The organism is Ensifer adhaerens, assembly GCF_002940685.1.
Lineage (GTDB): Bacteria > Pseudomonadota > Alphaproteobacteria > Rhizobiales > Rhizobiaceae > Ensifer > Ensifer adhaerens_E.
Genome location: NZ_PNFP01000007.1, coordinates 92,498 through 112,104 on the forward strand (window position 1 = coordinate 92,498; position 19,607 = coordinate 112,104).

Consider the following 19,607-nt stretch of genomic DNA (forward strand, 5'->3'; position numbering starts at 1 on the left):
TGAAATGAATCTCAAACGCGCCGCCGGCCTTTTCGCATGGGTCCTTCTTGCCGTGATCGCCTATTCGACGATGTCCCCGCTCGATCTGAGGCCGCGTATCGGGCATCTGGTCCATCTTGAACGGTTCGGGGCCTTCGGCCTGCTCGGCCTGCTGTTTGCGATCGCCTATCCGCGGCGGCTGGGGCTCGTGCTGGCTCTGGTCTTTGCGACCGCCATCGGCTTCGAACTGTTGCAGATGGTTTCGGCCGATCGGCACGCGCGCGTGACGGACGTGGCGGTCAAGCTTCTTGGCGGCGCCTGCGGCGTCTTTGGCGGCTGGTTCCTCCATCGCTTTCGGTTGCCGTTGCTGCGGCTGCTCGGGCGGTAAACCAAAACGCAAAATATCGCCGGTAAGATCGGCGGCAACCGGAGCGGGTCTATGTGCGCTCCGTCGGGACTGGGGGATCGCGTGGCAGTATCCGTCATCATCAAGACGCTGAACGAAGAGAAGCGCATTGCCGCGACCATCGAAAGCGCGCTGAAGGCGCTCGAAACCGTCGGCGGTGAGGTGATCGTCGCCGACAGCGGGTCGAAGGACAGGACGGTGGAGATCGCCTCGCGCTATCCGGTCGCCATCGCCCAGATCAGCCCGCCGGCGCTTCCGAGCTGTGGCATCGGGCCCCAGCTCGGTTTCCAGTATTCACGCCATGCGCATATCTGCCTGCTCGACGGCGACATGCTGCTGGACGACGATTTTCTCGAAGCGGCCGAGGCGTTCCTTGCCGCCGACCCCCAGGTCGCGGGCGTCACCGGCCATGTGCAGGAGATGCTGACCTCCAATCTCGAATTTTCCCGGAGGGTCACGCGCAATGCGCCGGAAAACCGCATCGGCGCGATCGACCGCATGAATGGCGGCGGCCTCTATCGCCGCTCGGCGATCGAGGCGGTCGGCTATCTCTCCGACCGCAATCTCCACGGCTATGAGGAGTTCGACCTCGGTATCCGGCTCAGAAGCGCCGGCTTCAAGCTGCATCGCCTCGACGGGCGCTTCGTCCAACATTTTGGCCATACGGACAATTCCTACCGCCTGCTCGTCCGCCGTTGGAAGAGCAAGTATCTGTTCGGCATCGGCGAGCTGCTGCGCGCATCGATCGGCCAGCCCTATTTCTTGCAGCTCGTCAGGGAGCTGCCGGAGCTCAAGCTTTGGGCGCTCGTCTATCTCTGGTGGGCGGCGTCGCTCGCGATCCTGCTGTTCGTGCCGGGCAAGCTCTTCGCGCTCGGTATTGTCCTTGCCATCCTCGCCGGCGTCGTCGGGCTGATGAGCCTGCGCAAGGGCGGCTTCAGCATGGGGCTCTATACGGTCGTTGCCTGGTTCTTCCATGCGGCAGCTCTGCCGGTCGGCTTCTTCCGGGCGCGCCGAAAGCCGGACGCGCCGATCGAAAGCAGGCTGCTCGGAGCCCCGGCGTGATGCGGTGGCCGCTGCTGGCAGCCGCAGCAGCTGTCGCTGCTGTCTGCTCGCAAGCGCAGGCATCCGACGAGTGGTTACCCGTGCGGGAGGTCTCGCTCGAACTTGGGGCAGGCAGCCCCCTCGACTTTTCTTCCTTCCTGCCGAACGGCACGATCGATGCGGAGCACCGTCTGGTTGCAGGTGCCGGCGGACGGCTTGCCTTCGCGAAGTCGCCTGAAAAGCCGGAACGGATGCTTTGCGCGTCGCTTGCCTGGAGCCCCGCCTCCGGCGGATTTCCGGATCACGACACGGCCGACCGCTATGCCCGGCAACTGGCGATGCGCGGTTACAATCTCGCCCGGCTGCATTTCGTCGATGGCAGCCTGATGTTCGGCCGCGACCGGGACTTCGACTTCGACCCCGAGACGCTCGACCGCATCCACTACCTGCTGGCGGCGCTGAAGAAGAACGGCATCTACTGGATGGTGGATGGCCTGTCGTCGCTGCGTGGCGTCTATGGCGGTTTCGACGATCGTTGGGATGATGGCGGGAACCTCAAGCTCGAGCTGTTCGTCGACGAGCGGGCCTTCGATCACTGGAAGCGCATGCAGGAGACGATCCTCGGGCGCGTGAACCCCTATACGGGCGTGGCGCCGGTCCGCGACGATGCGCTGGCGGTCGTCATCCTCGCCAACGAGAACGGGATGGAGTTCGACACCGTCGTGCACGACCGGCCGGGAAAGGCGCCCTACGATCCCCAGCTCGCCAAGCCGTTCAACGCTTGGCTCGCCAAACGCTATGGATCGACCAGGGCGCTCGCCAAGGCGTGGCCCGACCTGCGCTCCGACGAGACGATCGAGGCGAGATCCGTAGCACTTCCGGCCGATCGCTATGTCCGCAGTCCGCGGCTGCGCGACCTGCAGGCCTTCTTCACCGAGACGGAGCAAGCCACAACCGCGCGCATGAGTGCGGTGCTGCGCGGGCTCGGCTACCGTGGCCTGATCAGCAACTACAACAACTGGCCGACGGTGCAGGCCTCGCTCAGCCGCCGCGGCCTTCAAGCCGTAACGATGAACACCTATCACGACTGGGTCAGCGGCTACGCGCCCGGAAGCAAAACCACGCAGGTCAGCTCGATCGCCGACGGGGTGAACTACATCCGGATGATCGCGGCGACGCGCTGGCTCGGCCGGCCGTTCCTCGTCAGCGAATACGACCACCTCTTCTGGAACCGTTACCGCTACGAGGTGGGGCTGGCGATGCCGGCCTACGCGGCGCTGCAGGGCTGGGATGCCCTTTGCCGCCATGGCCATGGCCCGATCGTTCTTGCCTATGGCGAGCCGTTTCCGCACAAGAAGGCGATGCTGCCTTATGCCATTGCGCTCGACCCGGTCGCGCGCGCCGGCGAGACGTTGTCGGCGTTGCTCTACCGCCGCGGCGACGTGGCGACCTCAGCCGTCACCGTCCCGTTTGCAGTGCGTGGCGAGGAGGATCTTTCCGACGACATGCAGGCGCAGGAACCGGAGCGGTTGACCGACCTCGCGCTGGTTGGGCGGATTGGCCTCGAAGACGCCGGTCGGCTTGGCGACGGGCCAGCGGTGACGCAGCCGCGCCGGCAAGACAGCGAAGGGGTGCTTGAGGGACTGCGCCAAATCGGTGCCCTAGCTGATGGTAACCGCACGAGCATCGATGCCGGAATCTACCAGAGCAGCACCGGCGAGATCCTGTTGAATCGCTTCACGGGACAATTGCGCGTCGCGACCGATGCAACGGAAGCCGCCGCCTTCTCGTCGTTGCGGGAGCCGATCGATCTCGGTGTGCTCAGCATCGAGGGGGCAGACGGCAACGCGCTGGTTGCGCTGTCGGCGCTCGATCCGGACGCCTCGCTCGCCACAAGCCGGCGCTTCCTGCTGATCTTTGCAACCGATGCCCAAAACACCGGCATGGCGTTTCGCGATACTGAGGAGAAGGTGATCGAGGATTTTGGGCGGCTGCCGGTGCGGCTGCGTGAAGGTTATGTCGATCTGGCGCTGGCGCGGACCGCAAAGAGCTGGAAGGTTTCGCCCGTGGGCCTCGACGGCAAGGTGCATCCGGCCGTCGCGGAAGGCACGGGCGACGTCGCCTTCCGGCTCTCCAATGGTGCTCCCTCCGGCCCGACGACCTATTTCCTCCTCGAACTGCGATAGTGCCCGCGCGGCACGTTGGCGGATCAATGAATGGCCACGATGTCGGCCTATGCTCCGCCGCTTTCACGCAAAGGAGGATGAGATGAGAATATCGGAAGCCATGCATCCCGGCGCTCGCTGGATCTCTCCCGAAACCGATCTCAAGACGATCGCGCGCATCATGCGTGACGAGGACATCGGCGCCCTGCCGGTCGGCGAAAACGACCGCCTGATCGGCATGGTCACGGATCGCGACATTGCGCTTCGCGCCTTCGCCAACGGGCGCGACCCGGCGTCGATGACAGCGCGGGACGTGATGACGAGGGATATCGTCTACTGCCGGACCGACGAGTCGATCGAGCATGCTGTCCACCTGATGGAGGCCAAGCAGGTTCGCAGGTTGCCGGTGATTAACGCGGAGAAGCGCATGGTCGGCATGTTGTCGCTCGGCGACGTGTCGCATGCGGGTAGCCGCGAGCTCTCCGGCGAACTCGCGAAGGCCGTTACGGCCCATCATGTCTGAGGACGGGTCTTACAGTTTGCGGCGCCGTGCAACGGCGCCGCAAACCGTTTCGTTTGAAGGCGATCAGAACCGGTAGCTGATACCGGTGCCGATCAGCCAAGGGTCGAGCTTGACCTTGCCGCTGACGGCGCCGGCACCGGGCAAGGTGGCGTTGACCTCCGGCTCCAGGAACAGCTTCTTGACGTCGAAGTTCAGGCCCCAGTGATCGTCGAGCTTGATGTCGACGCCCGCCTGCAACGCCACGCCGAAGGTGTTCTTCAGGTCGAAGCTCGAAAAGTCGCCACGCGGCTTTTCGTTATAGAACATCGTGTAGTTCACGCCGGCGCCGACATAGGGCTTGATCTCGTCGGTCACGTTGAAATGGTACTGCAGCGTGAGCGTCGGCGGCAGCAGCCAGGCCTTGCCGATTTCGCCGAGGCCGGCGATGGAGCCGCTGCCGCGCGCCGTGTGCGGCGTCGTGCCGAGGATCAGTTCGGCGGCGATGTTGTCGGTGAAGAAGTAGGTGATGTCGAGTTCCGGCACGACGGAATTGCTGACGCCGACCTTTTCGCCGTCGAGCGCCGTGCCGTTGAGATAGAGCGTGCCCTTGTCGTCGGGCAGGACGGCGAGTGCACGGCCGCGGATCATCCACGGACCCGGCTCGCTGGCAAGGGGCATTTCCGGTGCCGCGACCGCGCCCGGCTCGGAGAGATCTGCCGCCGTCGCGATCGCGAGCGGCGCCGCAAGTGCGGCGAAGAAGACGGCAGATGGCAGAATGGCGCGAGTAGGCATGATTTCCGGACCCCCAGAAGAAGTTGAACATCGCCGGTCAGGGCGTTCGGCGGCAGGGATTCTGCGGCCGGCGGCACTATGCTCAAGATGGGCGTCTCGGAAGTTGTCCTGGATCAATGCGCGTGTGAATCAGCAAGCCGTTGGGGACAAAGGCGGATTCGTCCGGGAACGGTGATATTCGCGCGAGCCCCTTGTCAGGCGGGCATGCGCGGAATGCTGGCAAGAAGACGCTGGGTATAGGGATGCTTGGGCGCGGCCAAAATGTCGCGGGTCTTGCCGCTTTCGACCACGTTGCCGCGCTCCAGGATGACCATCTCCTCGCAAAGGGCGGCGACGACGCCGAGATCGTGGGAGACGAAAACCAGCGTCAGCCTCTCGGCGAGCGTCCTGAACAGCTCGACGATGCGGATGCGGGTGGAAAGATCGAGCGCGCTGACCGCCTCGTCCGCAAGCACGATCTGGGGCCGCGCGACGATGGCCCGCGCAATCGCGATCCGCTGGCGCTGGCCGCCGGAAAACTCGTGCGGATAACGCCGCAGCGCATCGACAGGAAGTCCGACCGCGTCGAGCGCTTCGGCGACCGCCTGCGTCCGGTCACCCGGGACCCGCAACGACCGCAGCGGTTCGCCGATGATGTCGATGACCCGCTGGCGCGGGTCGAGAGACGAATAGGGGTCCTGGAAAACCGGCTGCACCGCGCGGCGATAGCGCTGCATGAAGGAGCTATCGCGGGTATCGAGGATCTCTTTGCCGAAGCGAATGCTTCCGCTCGTCGGGCGAATGAGCCCGAGCATCAGTCGCAGCAGCGTCGTCTTACCCGATCCGGATTCGCCGACAAGGCCGACGCTCACCCCCGGCCGCACGGAAAGCGAGACGTCGTTGAGGGTGGTCTGCTGGCGAGAGTAGCCGAAGCTGACATTTTGAAGATCGAGCATCATGATCCGGTTGTCCCGAGTGCTTCGTCGAACAGGCGGGCGGCCCCGACCAGGGTTTTGGTGTAATCGTGGTGCGGCTTGCCGAACACCGAGCCGACCGGACCCTCCTCGATGGCAATGCCGTTCTTCAGCACGATCACGCGCTCGACCACCTGGGCGACGACGGGCAGGTCATGGCTGATGAAGAGCAGCGCCATGCCGGTCTCGCGCACCAGCCGGTCGAGGAGCTTCAGGATTTCCGCCTGGGTGGTGACGTCGAGCGCCGTCGTCGGCTCATCGGCGATCAGGAGCTTCGGGCGGCAAGCGAGCGCCATGGCAATCGCCACGCGCTGGCGCTGGCCGCCAGACACTTCATGCGGATAGGAGTTGATGATGCGGTCGGGCTGCGGCAGTGCCACCTTGTCGATGAGGTCGCGGACTTCGCGGTTCACGGCCTCCTTCGATGCCTTGCCGCCGTCGCGCTCCATCCGGCGGCGAACGGGCTCAGCGATCTGCCGGCCGATCTTCATCAGCGGGTCGAGCGCGGTCAGCGGTTCCTGGAAGACGACGGCTGCGGCCACGCCGCGCAGTCGGTTCATCACCTTGTCGGTGGCGCCGACGACCTGCCGTCCGTCGAGTTCGATCGAACCGGTTGCGCTGATCGATGGCGGTAGCAGGCCGGTCGCCGCCATCGCCGTCATCGACTTGCCGGACCCGGATTCGCCGATCAGGCCGATGCGCTCGCCGGGGCGGATTGCGAAGGAAAGGTCGGAGACCAGCGGCTTGTCGCCGGCGCGGATGGTGAGGCCGCGAATGTCGAGCAGCGCTGTCATCGCGATCTCCCGCGTGTCGGATCGGCGATATCGCGCAGGCCGTCGGCCAGAAGGTTCATGCCGATGACGAGGGCGACGAGGGCGATGCCCGGCGCGATCGCGCCGATCGGCGCCGTATAGACCGTGCCCTGTGCTTCCTGCAGCAGTCGTCCCCAGGAGGCGTTTGGCGGCGGCGCGCCGAGACCGAGATAGGAGAGCGACGCCTCGGCGATGACCGCCAGGCCGAACTGCAGGGCGAAGTTGACGGAGAGCGTCGGCCAGATGTTGGGCAGCACATGGCGGAAGACGACGCCGGCCCAGGATGTTCCCGACGTGCGAGATGCGACGATGTAGTCCTGCCTCAAGACGCGCTTGGCGAGGATGCGGGTCAGCCGCGCGACGATGGCGGAGATGGCAAGCCCAAGCGCGAGGATTGCCGTCCAGAGGCTGGCACTGTCGCTTGCCGCCACCACCAGCATGGCGAGTAGCAGCGTCGGGAAGGCGATCAGGATATCGAGGGTCGCGGCCATGACGTCGTCGGCAAGCCGCGTCGCGAAGGCGGCGACAACACCGAGGCTGACACCGATGGCAGCGCCGATCGCCACCGCGCCGGTGCCGACGAGGAGCGCGGTACGCGCGCCGATCATCAGTTGGGTGAGCAAGTCGCGCCCCAACCGGTCGGTACCGAGCCAGTGCAGCAGCGACGGCGCCTCCAGCCGGCCGCCCGAGGCGTTCAACGGATCATAGGGTGTCCAGAAAAGCGTCAGCAGCGCCACGGCGAGATTGATGCCGACCAGCAGCAGGCCGACGGTCAGGGCCAGGGAATGACGGCGCTTCTGCGTGGAAACGGATGTCTCGACCGGGCTCATGCATTGCCTCCGACGGCGCGTTCGCGCAGACGCGGGTCGATGAGGCGCTGGGTGAGGTCGGCGGTAAAACCGATCATCAGGACCAGCAGCGTCGAGATGAACAGCACGCCCTGAACATTGGGGTAGTCCCGCTGCTCGATCGCAAGCAGCAGCATCGAGCCGAGCCCCGGAAGGGCGAAGACGCGTTCAACGACGACCGCGCCGAGCAATGTGGTTGCGAGCTCGATGCCGAGGATGGAGACGATCGGCACGGCGCCGTTGCGAATGCCATGACGGATGAGCGCTTCCGGGAAGCTGGCGCCGAGGGCGCGTGCGGTGCGCAGGTAGTCGCTGCCGAGAACGTCCTGCGTTGCCGAGCGCACGTAGCGCAGCAGCGACGCGCCCATCACGAGGCCGATCGTCATGACGGGCAGGGCGAGTGCATAGAGCGCCTGCCCCTCATTCTGCCAGCCGCGGCGGGGAAAGCCACCCGAAGGAAACAGCCGGAAGGTGACGGCAAAGACGGTGACGAGCAGGATGCCGACCCAGAAGACCGGGATGGCGATACCGAGCTGCGACACGGTCGAGATCAGCCCGCCATACCAGCGGTCGGCCTTGACGGCTGAGAGGATACCGAGCGGAACGGCGATCAGGATGGCGAGCACGAAACCCATCAGCGCCAACGGCACGGTGACCGTCAGCCGCGCGGCAATCTCCTCGATCACCGGCTTGCCGCTGACGAAGGATGTGCCGAGATCGAAGCGGGCGAGGCTGCCGGCAAAGCGCAGAAACTGTTGCCAGAGCGGCAGGTTCGAGCCGACCTGTTCGCGCGCCTTCTCGATCTGCACGGCATCGGCGCCGACGGAGAGAAGGGCATTGGCGGGGTCGCCGGGCAAAAGGCGCAACAGCACGAACAGCACGACCGCCGCGATCAAGAGCGACAGGAGCAGAATGGCAAAGCGGCGGACGAGATAGGTGAGAATGGCTGCATTCCTTTCTTCTCACGGGGGCCGTGATCAGAGAGCTGGCTTTTGCACCAAAAAGAAGGGAGAGGCTAGAGCGTCTCTCGTCTTTGGGGTTGCCTGTGGAAGGCCTGAGGTGCTCGGACGAATTGGCGCAAACGCAATCAGCCCCCGGAACGGATCCAGGGGCTGTATTCGTGCATCCGGCGCGGACGCGTACCGGACGGCGATGCCGCTTACTGCTCGCTCTTCTTGATGCCGAAGGCGAAGAATTGCGAGTTCAGGCCGTTCACCGGATAGCCTGCTACAGCCGAGCTCGAGACGACGATCTGCGGATAGAGGTAGAGCCAGTTGCTGGCGGCATCCTCGGCAATGATCGTATTGGCTTCCTTGAGCTTGGCGGTCTGCTCGTCGGTGTTGGCCGCGGCTTCCGAAGCCTTGATCAGATCGACAACCCCAGGGTTGTTGTAGCCCCAGTAGAAGTCCGGGTTGCCGTAGAAGACGATGTCGCGGTGGTTGACGTGCTCCTGCAGCGTCGCCTGGAAGTCATGCGCCTTGTAGACCTTGGTGTACCACTCGTTGGCGGTGATCACGTTGATCTCGACCTTGATGTTCACCTTGGCGAGTTCGCTCTGGATGAACTGCGCGACGATCGGATGCGGATCGTAGTTCGGTGTGTCGAGCTTGAAGCTGAAGCCGTCGGCAAAGCCCGCTTCCTTCAGAAGTGCCTTGGCGCTTTCGACGTCATAGGCGTCGACGGCGGTGAGATCCACATACCAGGGATCGGTCGGCGGAACGAAGGAGCCGATCAATGTGCCGTATTCACCCCAGATCGACGTCAGCAGTTTCTTGTCGTCGATGGCCCGTGCGATTGCCTTTCTGACCTTGACGTTGTCGAAGGGGGCGACGCGATCGTTGAAGGCGAGCAGTTCCTTGGTGGTCGACTGGCCCGCGGTGACGGTGAAGTCGGGATTGTCCTTGAACTGGGCGATCGAGTCCGGGCTCTGGACGCTGGTGATGATGTCAACGGCGCCGGTCAGGAGCGCGTTGTTGAGCGCAGTCGCGTCGGTGAAGTACTGGAAGACGACTTCGCCATTGGTCGGCGCTGTGCCCCAGTATTTGTCGTTGCGGGTCAGCGCCAGCGATGAGCCTCGGCGCCATTCGTCGAGGCGATAGGGACCGGTGCCGTCTTCGCTGGCATTCAGGTCCTTCGCTGCGTCGTTGACGATCCAGACGTAGCTCAGATTGTAGGGCAGCGAGATCGAGCGTGCCGACAGCTTGACGACGACCGTCTGGTCGTCAGGTGTTTCGATCGCGCCGATCGTCGCGAGGCTCTTTTTGCGCGAGCTCTTGGATTGCTCTGAAGTCACACGCTCGATGCTGTACTTGACGTCGGCTGCCGTCAACGGGTCGCCGGAGTGGAAGGTAACGCCGGGACGAAGCTTGAAGGTGTAGGTGAGGCCGTCGTCGCTGACGCTCTGCTCGGCAACGAGACCCGGCTGAACATCGCCGGCATCGGTCAGGGTAAAGAGCGCCTCATAGACATTGCCGTTGAAGGCTTCGTTGATGCCCTGGCCGGCGCCGGCGGTGTTGTCGAGGTTCTGCGGCTCATAAAGCGAGCCGATGGTGATCGAGGCGTTGGGATCGAACTTCGCGTCGTCGGCGAAAGCGGCCGTGCTCGACGAGAGCGCGAGCGCCAGGGTGGCGGCTCCCAAGGCTCCAACCCGCAGACCCTGTCCCGAGATCTTGCCAAAGCCGATGATAGTACCAGTCATGTCCCAAACTCCTGCATTATGCCTGTCGCGCGGATCGCGCGGCCATCCGAATGTACGCTGCGGATGATTGCGACGCATCATACTTATTCCCTAGTAATTTAGTGGGAAAATTGGTTCCTTTTGTCCGGCGAAGTTGAAAATTGTACCCCGGCAATGGCGCTGCTGGCGAAGGCGATTTCGGTTTTGCCGAAATACCGCTCGCGGAGATATATCAGGAAGAGCAGGGCAATCCTTTCGGCTTGGGCAGGAACTGAGAGGCCGCCTTTGCCAATTGCCGTCCATCGAGCCAGGTCGTGAAAATCCTGCCGCACGAGGGCTCGGCGGATTGTCTTCCACAATTGACTTCCCTCGAAAATTGCAAAATGCAACGAGTCGACAAAAGGATTCGACAGTCAGAGGATTCTGATATATCGGCTGATTAATCGTTTAATCATGCGATAACGGAAACCACGGACTTGGCGCGTTCCGGACCAAAACTGACGAGGATTGCCAGAACGCTCGGCGTCTCCGCGGCGACGGTTTCGAACGCGCTCTCGGGCAAGGGGCGCGTCTCCGCCGAGATGGTGGAAAAGATCCGGGCAACCGCCACCGAGCTCGGCTATGTGCCGAGCCAGGCGGGCAGGGCGCTTCGCACCGGCCGTACCGGCGTTCTCGGCCTCGTCCTTCCCGACATTGCCAATCCGCTCTTCCCGCAGATCGCTCAGGCAATCGAGCTTGCGGCCTCCTCCTCCGGTTATGGCGTGCTGATCGCGGACTCGCGTGGTGACGTCTCGACCCAGACGAAGGCGATCGAACGCCTGATCGATCGCGACGTCGACGGCCTGGTGATTGTGCCGAGGCGCGGCACCCGTATCGCCGATGTCGGCTGTCCGGTCGCGGTCATCGACACGCCCTCGACGCCGGGCAACACGGTCGCAGCCGACCATTGGGGCGGCGGCCGGCAGATCGCCGAGCATCTGAAGGCGCTCGGGCACTGCCGCGTGCTGATCATCGGCAACAACCCCGCCTCGAATGTGCAGAACGACCGCGCCGGTGGTATCCGCTCGGTTTTCGGCGAGGGTTACCACACCGACACGCTCTGGATCGAGCCGCTGGAAAAACTGGCCGGCAAGGGCTGTCCGCTCGGTCTCGCCGACAAGGTGGCGGAGGGCTACACCGCCTTTGCCTGCATCTCCGATCTCCATGCGCTGCGCGCACTGACCGAATTGCAGCGCGCTGGCATCAACGTGCCGGAACGGGCGAGCGTCACCGGTTTCGACGACCTGATCTGGTCGCCGGTCATCACCCCGGCGCTAACGACGGCGCGCATGGACATGACCGAGATTGCCGCGATCGCCGTCGCAGCGCTCGTCAAGGCGATCAGCGAGCGCGACCCGTCCGATCCCGCGATCGGCGCACCGGTTACCGCCGAGACATCGAAGGTGCCGATGCATCTGGTCATCCGGCAATCCGCGGCCGCACCGCCCGCGTTTCAACCCGTTCATACCACCGCCACCGCAGCCACATCCGTCACCGAAGGAGGACACCAGCCATGAAGAAGTTCCTGCTTGCCTCGAGCGCGCTCTTGCTCGTCGCCGCCCCCGCCGCGTCTGCCCAGGAAAAGACGCTTACCATTTCCGTCTACGGCTTTGCCCAGGACGCCTTCAAGGAACTGGTCTACACGCCGTTCGAACAGAAGTGCGGTTGCAAGCTGGTCGTTGAGACGGGCAACAGCGTCGAGCGCCTGGCAAAGATGGAAGCCAACAAGGCAAGCCCCGTCGTCGACATGGCCGTCGTCTCGATGGCCGATGCACTTTCGGCCACCCGCGCCGATCTGATCGAGAAGATCGACACCTCGAAGCTCCAGAACTTCAACAAGCTCTATGACCTCGCCAAGGACCCGAACGGCGACGGCATGAGCGTCGGCTACACCTTCTATGCGACTTCGATCGTCTATCGCTCGGACAAGATGGAGGTGAATTCCTGGGCCGATCTCCTGAGCGACAAGAACGCCAGCCACGTCGCCTTCCCGAACGTCACCACCAACCAGGGCCCACCGGCGCTCTACATGGTCGGCGAAGCGATCGGCAAGAACACGCCGGATCTGAAAGAGGCGATTGCTGCCGTCGGCGCCAAGAAGGACGACATCGTCACCTTCTACGTCAAGTCCTCGCAGCTCGTGCAGCTGATGCAGCAGGAAGAAATCTGGGCCGCGCCGATCGGCCGCTTCTCCTGGGAGGGCTTCACCAAGCTCGGCCTGCCGATCAAGTGGGCAACGCCGAAGGAAGGCCAGACCGGCGGCATGAACGTGATGGTTCTGACCAAGGGCGGCAAGAACCAGGACCTGGCGCTTGAGTTCATGGACTTCTGGCTCTCGACCGAAATCCAGACGGCACTGGCCGAAAAGCTGGTCGACAGCCCGGCCAACAAGGACGTCAAGGTTTCGCCGGAGATCGCCGAGAACCTGACCTACGGCGAAGAGACCGTGAAGAACCTGAAGCTGATCCCGTCCGCCGTCGCCCTCGACAACCGCGAAGCGTGGCTGTCGGAGTGGAACGCGCAGGTCGGCCAGTAAGCCTGACCAACTGATAGCTCCGCCGGCGTGTCCTGATCGCCGGTGGAGACCCGATGCGACGGGCGCGATGACGTGGCGCCCAGGAATGCCTGGAAAGGAAGAAGGATGTTCCAGAACCGCGCCGAAGCCCTGGCGCTCGCTCTGCCCGCAGCGGTCTTTGCGGCGATCGTCTTTCTTGCGCCGGTGGTGATCCTGCTGGCGGAGGGCTTTCGCAGCGCCGATAGCTGGTCGCTTTCGGCCTATACGACCTTCTTTTCCGATCCGCTGAACCGCACCGTCTTCCTGCGTACCTTCCGGCTCGGCCTGATGGTCACCGCCGTTTCGGCGGTCATCGGCTATGCCGCGGCCTTCGCCATCGTCAATCTTACGCCGCGCAACAAGGGGCAGATGATCGGCCTTGTCGTGCTGCCGCTGATGATTTCGTCAGTTGCCCGTACCTACGCCTGGATCGTCATCCTCGGCCGCACCGGCATCGTCAACCAGGCGCTGCAGCTCGTCGGTCTTTCGGACGAGCCGATCCGCTTCCTCTTTACCGAGACCGCCGTGTTCATCGGTCTTCTTCAGCTCTTCCTGCCGCTGATGATCCTGTCCCTGATCAGCGCGCTCGAGAACATGCCGAAGGATGCAATCCCCGCTGCCCGCGTTCTCGGCGCCAACTGGTTCCAGGTGTTTTTCAAGGTGATCCTGCCGCTCACCAAGGAAGGCCTCGTGATCGGCGGAACGCTGGTCTTCACCGGCTCGCTGACCGCCTATATCACACCGGCCATCCTCGGCGGCTCCAAGGTGCTGATGCTTGAAACGTTGCTCTACCAGCGCGTCACCGTCGCCAACGACTTCGTTGCAGCGAGCGTCATCGCCTTCATTCTGATCGTCATGAGCTTTGCCGCCAATCTTCTTTTGAAACGGCTTGCCACCGCGAGGAACAAGCGATGACCCCGCGCGTCTTTACCCCTCTTGTCCTCTTCCTGGTGATCGGCTTCCTGATCGGACCGTTCTTCATCATCGTCGCCGCCTCGCTTTCCGGCGGCGAGACGCTGGCCTTCCCGCCGCAGGGCTTCTCGCTCAAGTGGGTCGCCAAGGTCTTCACGGTCGAGAGTTTCCAGGAAAGTTTCGCGATCTCGATGTTGCTCGCGATCGGCGGCACGGCGGCGGCTCTCGTGCTCGGGGTTCCCGCCTCTTACGCCCTGTCGCGCTACAAGCTGCCTTTCGGCGAAACCATCCGCACGATCGTGTCGCTGCCGATCATCGTGCCCGGCATCATCGTCGGCCTGGCGCTGTTGCGTTACATCGTCGTGCCCTTTGGCCTCAACATCACGCTGACACTGTTCCTCGCCCACACGGCGCTGGTTCTGCCCTATGCGGTACGGGTCGTCTCGGCGAGCCTCAACAATCTGCGCTCCGACATCGAGGAGGCGGCTGTGCTGCTCGGTTCCTCACGCGCCGGCGCCTTCTTCCGCGTGGTGATGCCGAACATCCGCAGCGGCATCCTCGCCGCCTTCATTCTCGGCTTCGTGACGAGCTTCAACCAGGTGCCGGTGTCGCTCTTCCTCTCCGGCCCCGGTGTGCGCACGCTGCCGATCGACATGCTCTCCTACATGGAGATCACCTACGATCCGTCGGTCGCGGCGCTTTCGGCCCTGCTCGCCTTCATGTCCATCGGCATCGTCTTCCTTGCCGAACGCTTCCTGGGATTCTCTCGCTATGTCTGACGCCTCCTTCCTCAGCCTTGAAAAACTGACGCTTGCCTATGGCGACACCGTTGCGGTGAAGGACCTCGACCTTTCGATCCGCAAGGGCGAACTGGTGGCGTTCCTGGGGCCCTCCGGCTGCGGCAAGACCACGACGATGCGCTCTATCGCGGGGCTTCTGTCGCCGGCCTCCGGCGCAATCAAGCTCGATGGCGCCGACATCACCCGCGTGTCCGCCAACAAGCGTTCGGTCGGTCTCGTCTTCCAGTCCTATGCGCTGTTCCCGCACCTGACCGTGTTCGAAAACGTCGCCTTCGGCCTGCGGCTGAAGAAGCTGCCGGCCAACGAGATCGAGAGCAAGGTGACGGCGGGGCTGAAGTCGGTCGGGCTTTCGAAGTTCTCCGCCCGCAAGCCGGGCGAACTCTCCGGCGGCCAGCAGCAGCGCGTGGCGCTGGCGCGCTCGATGGTGATGGAGCCCAAGGTGTTGTTGCTCGACGAGCCGCTGTCGAACCTCGACGCGCGCCTGCGCCTTGAAATGCGCACCGAACTGCAGCGGGTGCAGAAGGAAACCGGCGTGACGATGATCTTCGTCACCCACGACCAGGGCGAAGCGCTGTCGCTGGCCGACCGCATCGTCGTCATGCTCAACGGCGCGATCGAGCAGATCGGCACGCCCGAGGATATCTACAACCGCCCGATCTCGCGCTTCGTTGCCGACTTCGTCGGTTTCGAAAACATCTTTGCCGTCGAGGGCGGCAAGCTCAAGGCCGGCAACGGCCCGATCGATCTTTCCGGATCCCTGCCGCCTGACACGGCAGGGCTTGCGTGGCGTCCGCGCATGGTGACCCTTGGTTCAGGTCCTTTCCAGGGCACTGTGCGCGGAGCCTCTTTCTCCGGCAGCACGCGCGAATACCTGCTCGATACGCCGCTCGGCGCCATCAAGGCGGAAGAGGATGCAGCACTTGCAGCCCGTGAGACGGGATCTGCGATTGCCTTCGGCCTGCCGGTCGAGAAGGCCGCGCGCCTCAAGAAGTTCGGGTAAGCTGAAGATGGGTGTCTGGATCGATACGGACATGGGCTTCGACGACATCGCCGCCGTGCTTGTCGTCCTTCATGCCGGTGAAGACATCGACGGCGTTTCGCTGGTTTTCGGCAATACGCCGCTTGACCAGGTAAAGCGCAATGCTGCCAGTGCGACGCTCGCCTTCGGCTGGGTTTTCGCCATCCACGAGGGTCGCGCTCTGCCGGTGCTCGGCAAGCTTGAGACCGCCGAACGCATCCTCGGCGAAGCCGGCATGCCGACGGCCGGATTGACCCTGCCTCAGGCCGACGCCTTGCCGGCAAGCGACGCGTTCGCCGCCCTTTGCGCCTGGCTGGAGGGGGAGGGGCCGAAGCGTATCCTGGCGCTCGGGCCGCTCACCAATATTGCAGCCCTTTGCCTTGCCCGCCCGGACCTGGCCGTGCGCATCACCGATCTCACCTGGATGGGTGGCGGCGTCACCAGCGGCAACCACACGGCTTCCGCCGAATTCAACGCCTTTGCCGATCCGGAAGCGCTCGCGATCGTGATTGCGCACGGCCTGCCGCTGCGCATGGTCGATCTCGATCTCTGCCGCAAGGTCTTTGCCTATCCCGACGACGTCGCGCCGATCCGCTCGGCCGGCGGCGCCAATGCCGATCTCATCGCCGATCTGCTCGCCGGCTACATCTCGATCGGCACCAGCCGCGGGCGGCCGGGCATGGCGATCTATGACCCCTCAGCTGCCGTCGCCTTCGTCAATCCGGGCGCGATCTCCTTCCGAAGCGCGCGCATCGAAGTCGAACTCGGCGGCACGCTCGCCCGCGGCCGCACGGTCGTCGAAACGCGCGAAAGCCATGCGGTCTTCAACGCCGAATATGCCGTCGATGCCCACGTCGAGACCACGCGGGCGCAGATCCTCGGCGCACTGATGAAAGAAGCGCAGAAGTGAGTGCCGTGCAGCAACCCCGGGACCTGATGGTCGCGACACTCCGCAGCCGTGCGGTGGCCGCTGCGCGCGGTGCAGAACCGTTCGACGTCCTGATATCGGGCGGCACGCTCGTCGACGTGGTCACCGGCGAGCTCCGGCCGGCCGATATCGGCCTCGTCGGGCCGTTGATCGCCAGTGTCCACGAACCGGGAGCACGCAGCGACGCGACAACCGTGATCGATGCGACGGGCGCCTTCGTTTCGCCGGGTCTGATCGACACCCACATGCACGTCGAAAGCTCGATGGTGACGCCCGCGACCTATGCCAATGCGGTGCTGCCGCGTGGTGTGACGACCGTCGTCTGGGACCCGCACGAGTTCGGCAATGTCAACGGCGTTTCCGGCGTGCGCTGGGCCGCGGACGCCATCGCCGGTCTGCCGCTGCGCACGGTCCTGCTGGCACCTTCCAGCGTGCCGTCTGCACCGGGCCTGGAACAGGCCGGTGCCGATTTCGACGCCGATGTGATTGCCGACATTCTGCGTTGGCCGGAAATCGGCGGCGTCGCCGAAATGATGAACATGCGCGGCGTCATCGATGGCGAGCCGCGGATCAGCGGCATCGTTCAGGCGGGGCTCGCCGCCGGCAAGCCGGTTAACGGCCATGCGCGCAGCCTTGCCGGCCCCGATCTCCAGGCCTTCGTGACCGCCGGTGTCAGCTCCGACCATGAACTTGTGTCCGGAGACGATCTGCTGGCAAAGCTGAGGGCGGGACTGTCGATCGAACTGCGCGGCTCCCACGATCACCTGCTGCCGGACTTCGTCAAGACTCTCAACGGTTTGGGACATCTTCCTCAGACGGTGACGCTCTGCACCGACGACGTCTTCCCCGACGACCTCGCCCATGCCGGCGGTCTCGACGACGTCGTTCGCCGGCTGGTCCGTTACGGCCTGCCCGCCGAATGGGCGCTTCGCGCGGCCACGCTGAACGGTGCCGTCCGACTGGGCCGGCACGATCTCGGGCTGGTTGCGCCGGGACGGCGGGCGGACATCGTGCTCTTCGAGGACCTGGCCGACTTCCGTGCGCGCACGGTCGTCGTCGACGGCAAGGCGATTGCAAGCGCCGGGCGGATGATCGTGCCGCTGAGTGGTCTTGCCGCCGAGACCCTGCATGGCACGATGAAGATCGCGCCGCTGTCCGCGAACGATTTCCGCATTCCCGCAGACGGCACGAAGGTCCGCGTCGCGACCATCGACCGCCCGCGTTTCACCCAGTGGGGCGAAGCCATTGTCGCGGTCGAGGGTGGCTTCGTCGTTCCGCCCGAGGATACGACGCTGATCGCCGTCGCGCACCGTCATGGGCGCGCCGACAGCCGGCCGCGTGTCGGTCTGTTGTCGAGCTGGGGCACCTGGCGCGGCGCATTCGCGACCACGGTCTCGCATGACAGCCACAACCTGACGGTCTTCGGTGGCAATGCCGAGGATATGGCGCTTGCGGCCAATGCGGTGATCGCTGCCGGTGGCGGTATGGCCGTTGCGTCCGGCGGCAAGGTCGATGCGATCCTGCCTCTGCCGCTCGCGGGGCTGGTCTCCGGGGAGCCGCTGGAAGAGGTGGCGGATAGCTTTGCAGCACTCCGCGAAGCGGTCGGCCGCATCGTCGACTGGCAGCCGCCCTATCTGGTCTTCAAAGCCTGCTTCGGCGCGACGCTCGCCTGCAATGCCGGACCGCACCAGACCGATCGCGGCATCGCCGACGTGGCGACGGGCAAGGTCATGGAAAGCCCGATCCTTGAGGTGCTTGAAGCATGACCTGCGCAGGCCGCCCACGCCGGGCGGCTTGTGAAGTCCGCCGTCGTTTCCGTAAGGCGGATCGCCTCGCTCTTTAAGCAGACGCTCTAAATCCTTGAGATCGCTTGTTTTCGCCGGAGCCTTCGCGAGGCACGCGTTACTCCGCGCGTGCCAGTTCCTGCTCCACCAACGTCGACCAGAAGGCGACGCCCGGACCGATCGCCGCGTCGTTGAAGTCGTAAGCGGTGTTGTGGTGCAGCGCGCCGTCGACGGCCGGACCGTTACCGAGCCAGACGTAGCACCCGGGCGCTTCCAGCCCGAAGAAGGCGAAGTCGTCGCCGGCAGTGGAGGGTGGAAAGGTCGTGCGGGTCTTGTCGCCGAAGACGGCGCGTGCGGCCTTCAGCGCCCGGGCACTGGCGTCGGCCTCGTTGACGACGGGCGGGATGCGGCGCTCGAATTCATAGTCGACGGAAATGCCGTACATCTCGGCCGTGCCGCGTGCGAGGCGACCAATTTCCGTTTCGAGCTGGTCGCGGACTTCAGGTGTATAGGCGCGCGCGGTGCCGCCGATCTCGACGGTATCAGGGATGACGTTGAGCGCCTTCGGGTCCCCGGCGCGCACCGAGCAGGCGCTGACGACGGCCGGCTGCAGCGGGTCGACGACGCGGCCGACGATCGATTGCAGCGAGGCGAGGAAGGTGCCTGCGGCCGTCACCGGATCCCGGCCGAGATGCGGCTTGGCGCCATGGGTGCCGATGCCGCGAAAAGTGAGCCGCCAGCTGTCGGATGAGGCAAGCTGCGGGCCGGCAACGACGGCCATCTCGTCCGGATCGAGGCCCGGCATGTTGTGCAGGCCGTAGACGGCGTCGCAGGGGAAGAGTTTGAAGAGACCGTCCTCGACCATGCGCTTTGCACCGCCGCGTCCCTCTTCGGCCGGCTGGAAGATGAAATGCACGGTTCCGGAGAAATTGCGGGTCTTCGCCAGATGGCGGGCGGCGCCGAGCAGCAATGTCGTGTGGCCGTCATGGCCACAGGCATGCATCTTGCCTGCCTCGCGGGACTTGTAGGGTCGGTCGGCGACCTCTGGCATGGCGAGCGCATCCATGTCGGCGCGAAGGCCGATCGAGCGTGTGCCGTTGCCCACCTGCAGGGTCCCGACGACACCGGTTTTTCCCAAACCCCTGTGAACCTTTAGGCCCGCATCTTCAAGCCATTTGGCAACGAGGTCGCTGGTGCGCACTTCCTCGAAACCGAGCTCCGGATGGGCATGCAGATCGCGACGGAAGTCGGTGAGGAAGGTGAGGTCGTCGGCTATTCCGTCTGGCAGGCGCATTGGCAGGCATTCCCATGTTTCATCCGGCGAAGGGGCTTGTGAATTCCGCGCGCTTTGCGCGGCCCACGGTGCCCTTTCGGTTTGATCGAAGTCGCAAACGGTA

At 64.5% G+C, this 19,607-nt stretch carries 19 protein-coding genes; 11 read left to right on the plus strand and 8 right to left on the minus strand.

Annotation, left to right across the window (positions count from 1 at the left end; translation table 11 throughout):
* Nucleotides 1-4 precede the first annotated feature (4 nt).
* The 4 genes from C1A35_RS15275 to C1A35_RS15290 all read left to right on the plus strand — a co-directional run bounded on the left by C1A35_RS15275 (nt 5) and on the right by C1A35_RS15290 (nt 4,114).
* Entirely contained in the window at nt 5-367 is a 363-nt protein-coding gene (locus C1A35_RS15275) for a VanZ family protein (RefSeq protein WP_104665148.1), read from the plus strand.
* A gap of 81 nt (nt 368-448) precedes the next feature.
* On the plus strand, nt 449-1,447 hold the full coding sequence (locus tag C1A35_RS15280) for a glycosyltransferase (protein ID WP_104665365.1): 999 nt from the start codon (nt 449-451) through the stop codon (nt 1,445-1,447).
* The gene (locus C1A35_RS15285) at nt 1,447-3,612 is read left to right on the plus strand and encodes a glycoside hydrolase (RefSeq protein WP_104665149.1); all 2,166 of its coding nucleotides are present in this window, start codon (nt 1,447-1,449) and stop codon (nt 3,610-3,612) included. Before C1A35_RS15280 ends, C1A35_RS15285 begins: the two co-directional genes overlap by 1 nt.
* Nucleotides 3,613-3,694: 82 nt before the next feature.
* Nucleotides 3,695-4,114, plus strand: coding sequence for a CBS domain-containing protein (locus C1A35_RS15290; protein ID WP_104665150.1), 420 nt, complete (start codon nt 3,695-3,697; stop codon nt 4,112-4,114).
* Nucleotides 4,115-4,177: 63 nt separating this feature from the next.
* Here the strand turns inward: C1A35_RS15290 and C1A35_RS15295 are convergent, their stop codons facing one another.
* The 7 genes from C1A35_RS15295 to C1A35_RS35970 form a co-directional block, all read right to left on the minus strand.
* Complete coding sequence (locus tag C1A35_RS15295; protein WP_440271529.1) at nt 4,178-4,885, minus strand: OmpW/AlkL family protein; 708 nt, start codon at nt 4,883-4,885, stop codon at nt 4,178-4,180.
* A gap of 194 nt (nt 4,886-5,079) precedes the next feature.
* Nucleotides 5,080-5,826, minus strand: coding sequence for an ABC transporter ATP-binding protein (locus tag C1A35_RS15300; RefSeq protein ID WP_104665151.1), 747 nt, complete (start codon nt 5,824-5,826; stop codon nt 5,080-5,082).
* Nucleotides 5,820-6,632: an ATP-binding cassette domain-containing protein gene (locus C1A35_RS15305; RefSeq protein ID WP_104665152.1), complete on the minus strand. Its 813-nt coding sequence runs from the start codon at nt 6,630-6,632 to the stop codon at nt 5,820-5,822. Before C1A35_RS15305 ends, C1A35_RS15300 begins: the two co-directional genes overlap by 7 nt.
* Entirely contained in the window at nt 6,629-7,480 is an 852-nt protein-coding gene (locus C1A35_RS15310) for an ABC transporter permease (protein WP_104665153.1), read from the minus strand. The genes C1A35_RS15305 and C1A35_RS15310 overlap by 4 nt, the downstream gene beginning before the upstream one ends.
* Nucleotides 7,477-8,442: an ABC transporter permease gene (locus C1A35_RS15315; protein WP_104665154.1), complete on the minus strand. Its 966-nt coding sequence runs from the start codon at nt 8,440-8,442 to the stop codon at nt 7,477-7,479. Before C1A35_RS15315 ends, C1A35_RS15310 begins: the two co-directional genes overlap by 4 nt.
* Nucleotides 8,443-8,657: 215 nt before the next feature.
* Nucleotides 8,658-10,196 carry an ABC transporter substrate-binding protein gene (locus tag C1A35_RS15320; RefSeq protein WP_104665367.1) on the minus strand — a complete coding sequence of 513 codons (1,539 nt, stop codon included), beginning with the start codon at nt 10,194-10,196 and terminating at the stop codon, nt 8,658-8,660.
* A gap of 98 nt (nt 10,197-10,294) precedes the next feature.
* Nucleotides 10,295-10,534, minus strand: coding sequence for a hypothetical protein (locus C1A35_RS35970; protein ID WP_158665080.1), 240 nt, complete (start codon nt 10,532-10,534; stop codon nt 10,295-10,297).
* A 117-nt stretch (nt 10,535-10,651) separates the two neighbouring features.
* Here C1A35_RS35970 and C1A35_RS15325 point away from each other — a divergent pair, with 117 nt between their 5' ends.
* The 7 genes from C1A35_RS15325 to C1A35_RS15355 all read left to right on the plus strand — a co-directional run bounded on the left by C1A35_RS15325 (nt 10,652) and on the right by C1A35_RS15355 (nt 18,192).
* A complete protein-coding gene (locus C1A35_RS15325) occupies nt 10,652-11,731 on the plus strand; it encodes a LacI family DNA-binding transcriptional regulator (RefSeq protein ID WP_104665155.1) in 1,080 nt (359 codons plus the stop codon).
* A complete protein-coding gene (locus C1A35_RS15330; RefSeq protein ID WP_104665156.1) occupies nt 11,728-12,750 on the plus strand; it encodes an ABC transporter substrate-binding protein in 1,023 nt (340 codons plus the stop codon). The genes C1A35_RS15325 and C1A35_RS15330 overlap by 4 nt, the downstream gene beginning before the upstream one ends.
* 105 nt (nt 12,751-12,855) lie before the next feature.
* Nucleotides 12,856-13,683, plus strand: coding sequence for an ABC transporter permease (locus C1A35_RS15335; RefSeq protein WP_104665157.1), 828 nt, complete (start codon nt 12,856-12,858; stop codon nt 13,681-13,683).
* Entirely contained in the window at nt 13,680-14,459 is a 780-nt protein-coding gene (locus C1A35_RS15340; protein ID WP_104665158.1) for an ABC transporter permease, read from the plus strand. The genes C1A35_RS15335 and C1A35_RS15340 overlap by 4 nt, the downstream gene beginning before the upstream one ends.
* Nucleotides 14,452-15,480, plus strand: coding sequence for an ABC transporter ATP-binding protein (locus tag C1A35_RS15345; protein WP_104665159.1), 1,029 nt, complete (start codon nt 14,452-14,454; stop codon nt 15,478-15,480). Before C1A35_RS15340 ends, C1A35_RS15345 begins: the two co-directional genes overlap by 8 nt.
* A gap of 7 nt (nt 15,481-15,487) precedes the next feature.
* On the plus strand, nt 15,488-16,408 hold the full coding sequence (locus tag C1A35_RS15350) for a nucleoside hydrolase (RefSeq protein ID WP_104665160.1): 921 nt from the start codon (nt 15,488-15,490) through the stop codon (nt 16,406-16,408).
* A gap of 26 nt (nt 16,409-16,434) precedes the next feature.
* Nucleotides 16,435-18,192, plus strand: a complete 1,758-nt coding sequence (locus C1A35_RS15355) for an adenine deaminase (RefSeq protein ID WP_199772952.1) — start codon at nt 16,435-16,437, stop codon at nt 18,190-18,192.
* 136 nt (nt 18,193-18,328) lie between these two features.
* Here C1A35_RS15355 and C1A35_RS15360 read toward each other — a convergent pair whose 3' ends face one another.
* Nucleotides 18,329-19,504, minus strand: coding sequence for a M20 aminoacylase family protein (locus tag C1A35_RS15360; protein WP_104665162.1), 1,176 nt, complete (start codon nt 19,502-19,504; stop codon nt 18,329-18,331).
* Nucleotides 19,505-19,607: the final 103 nt, after the last annotated feature.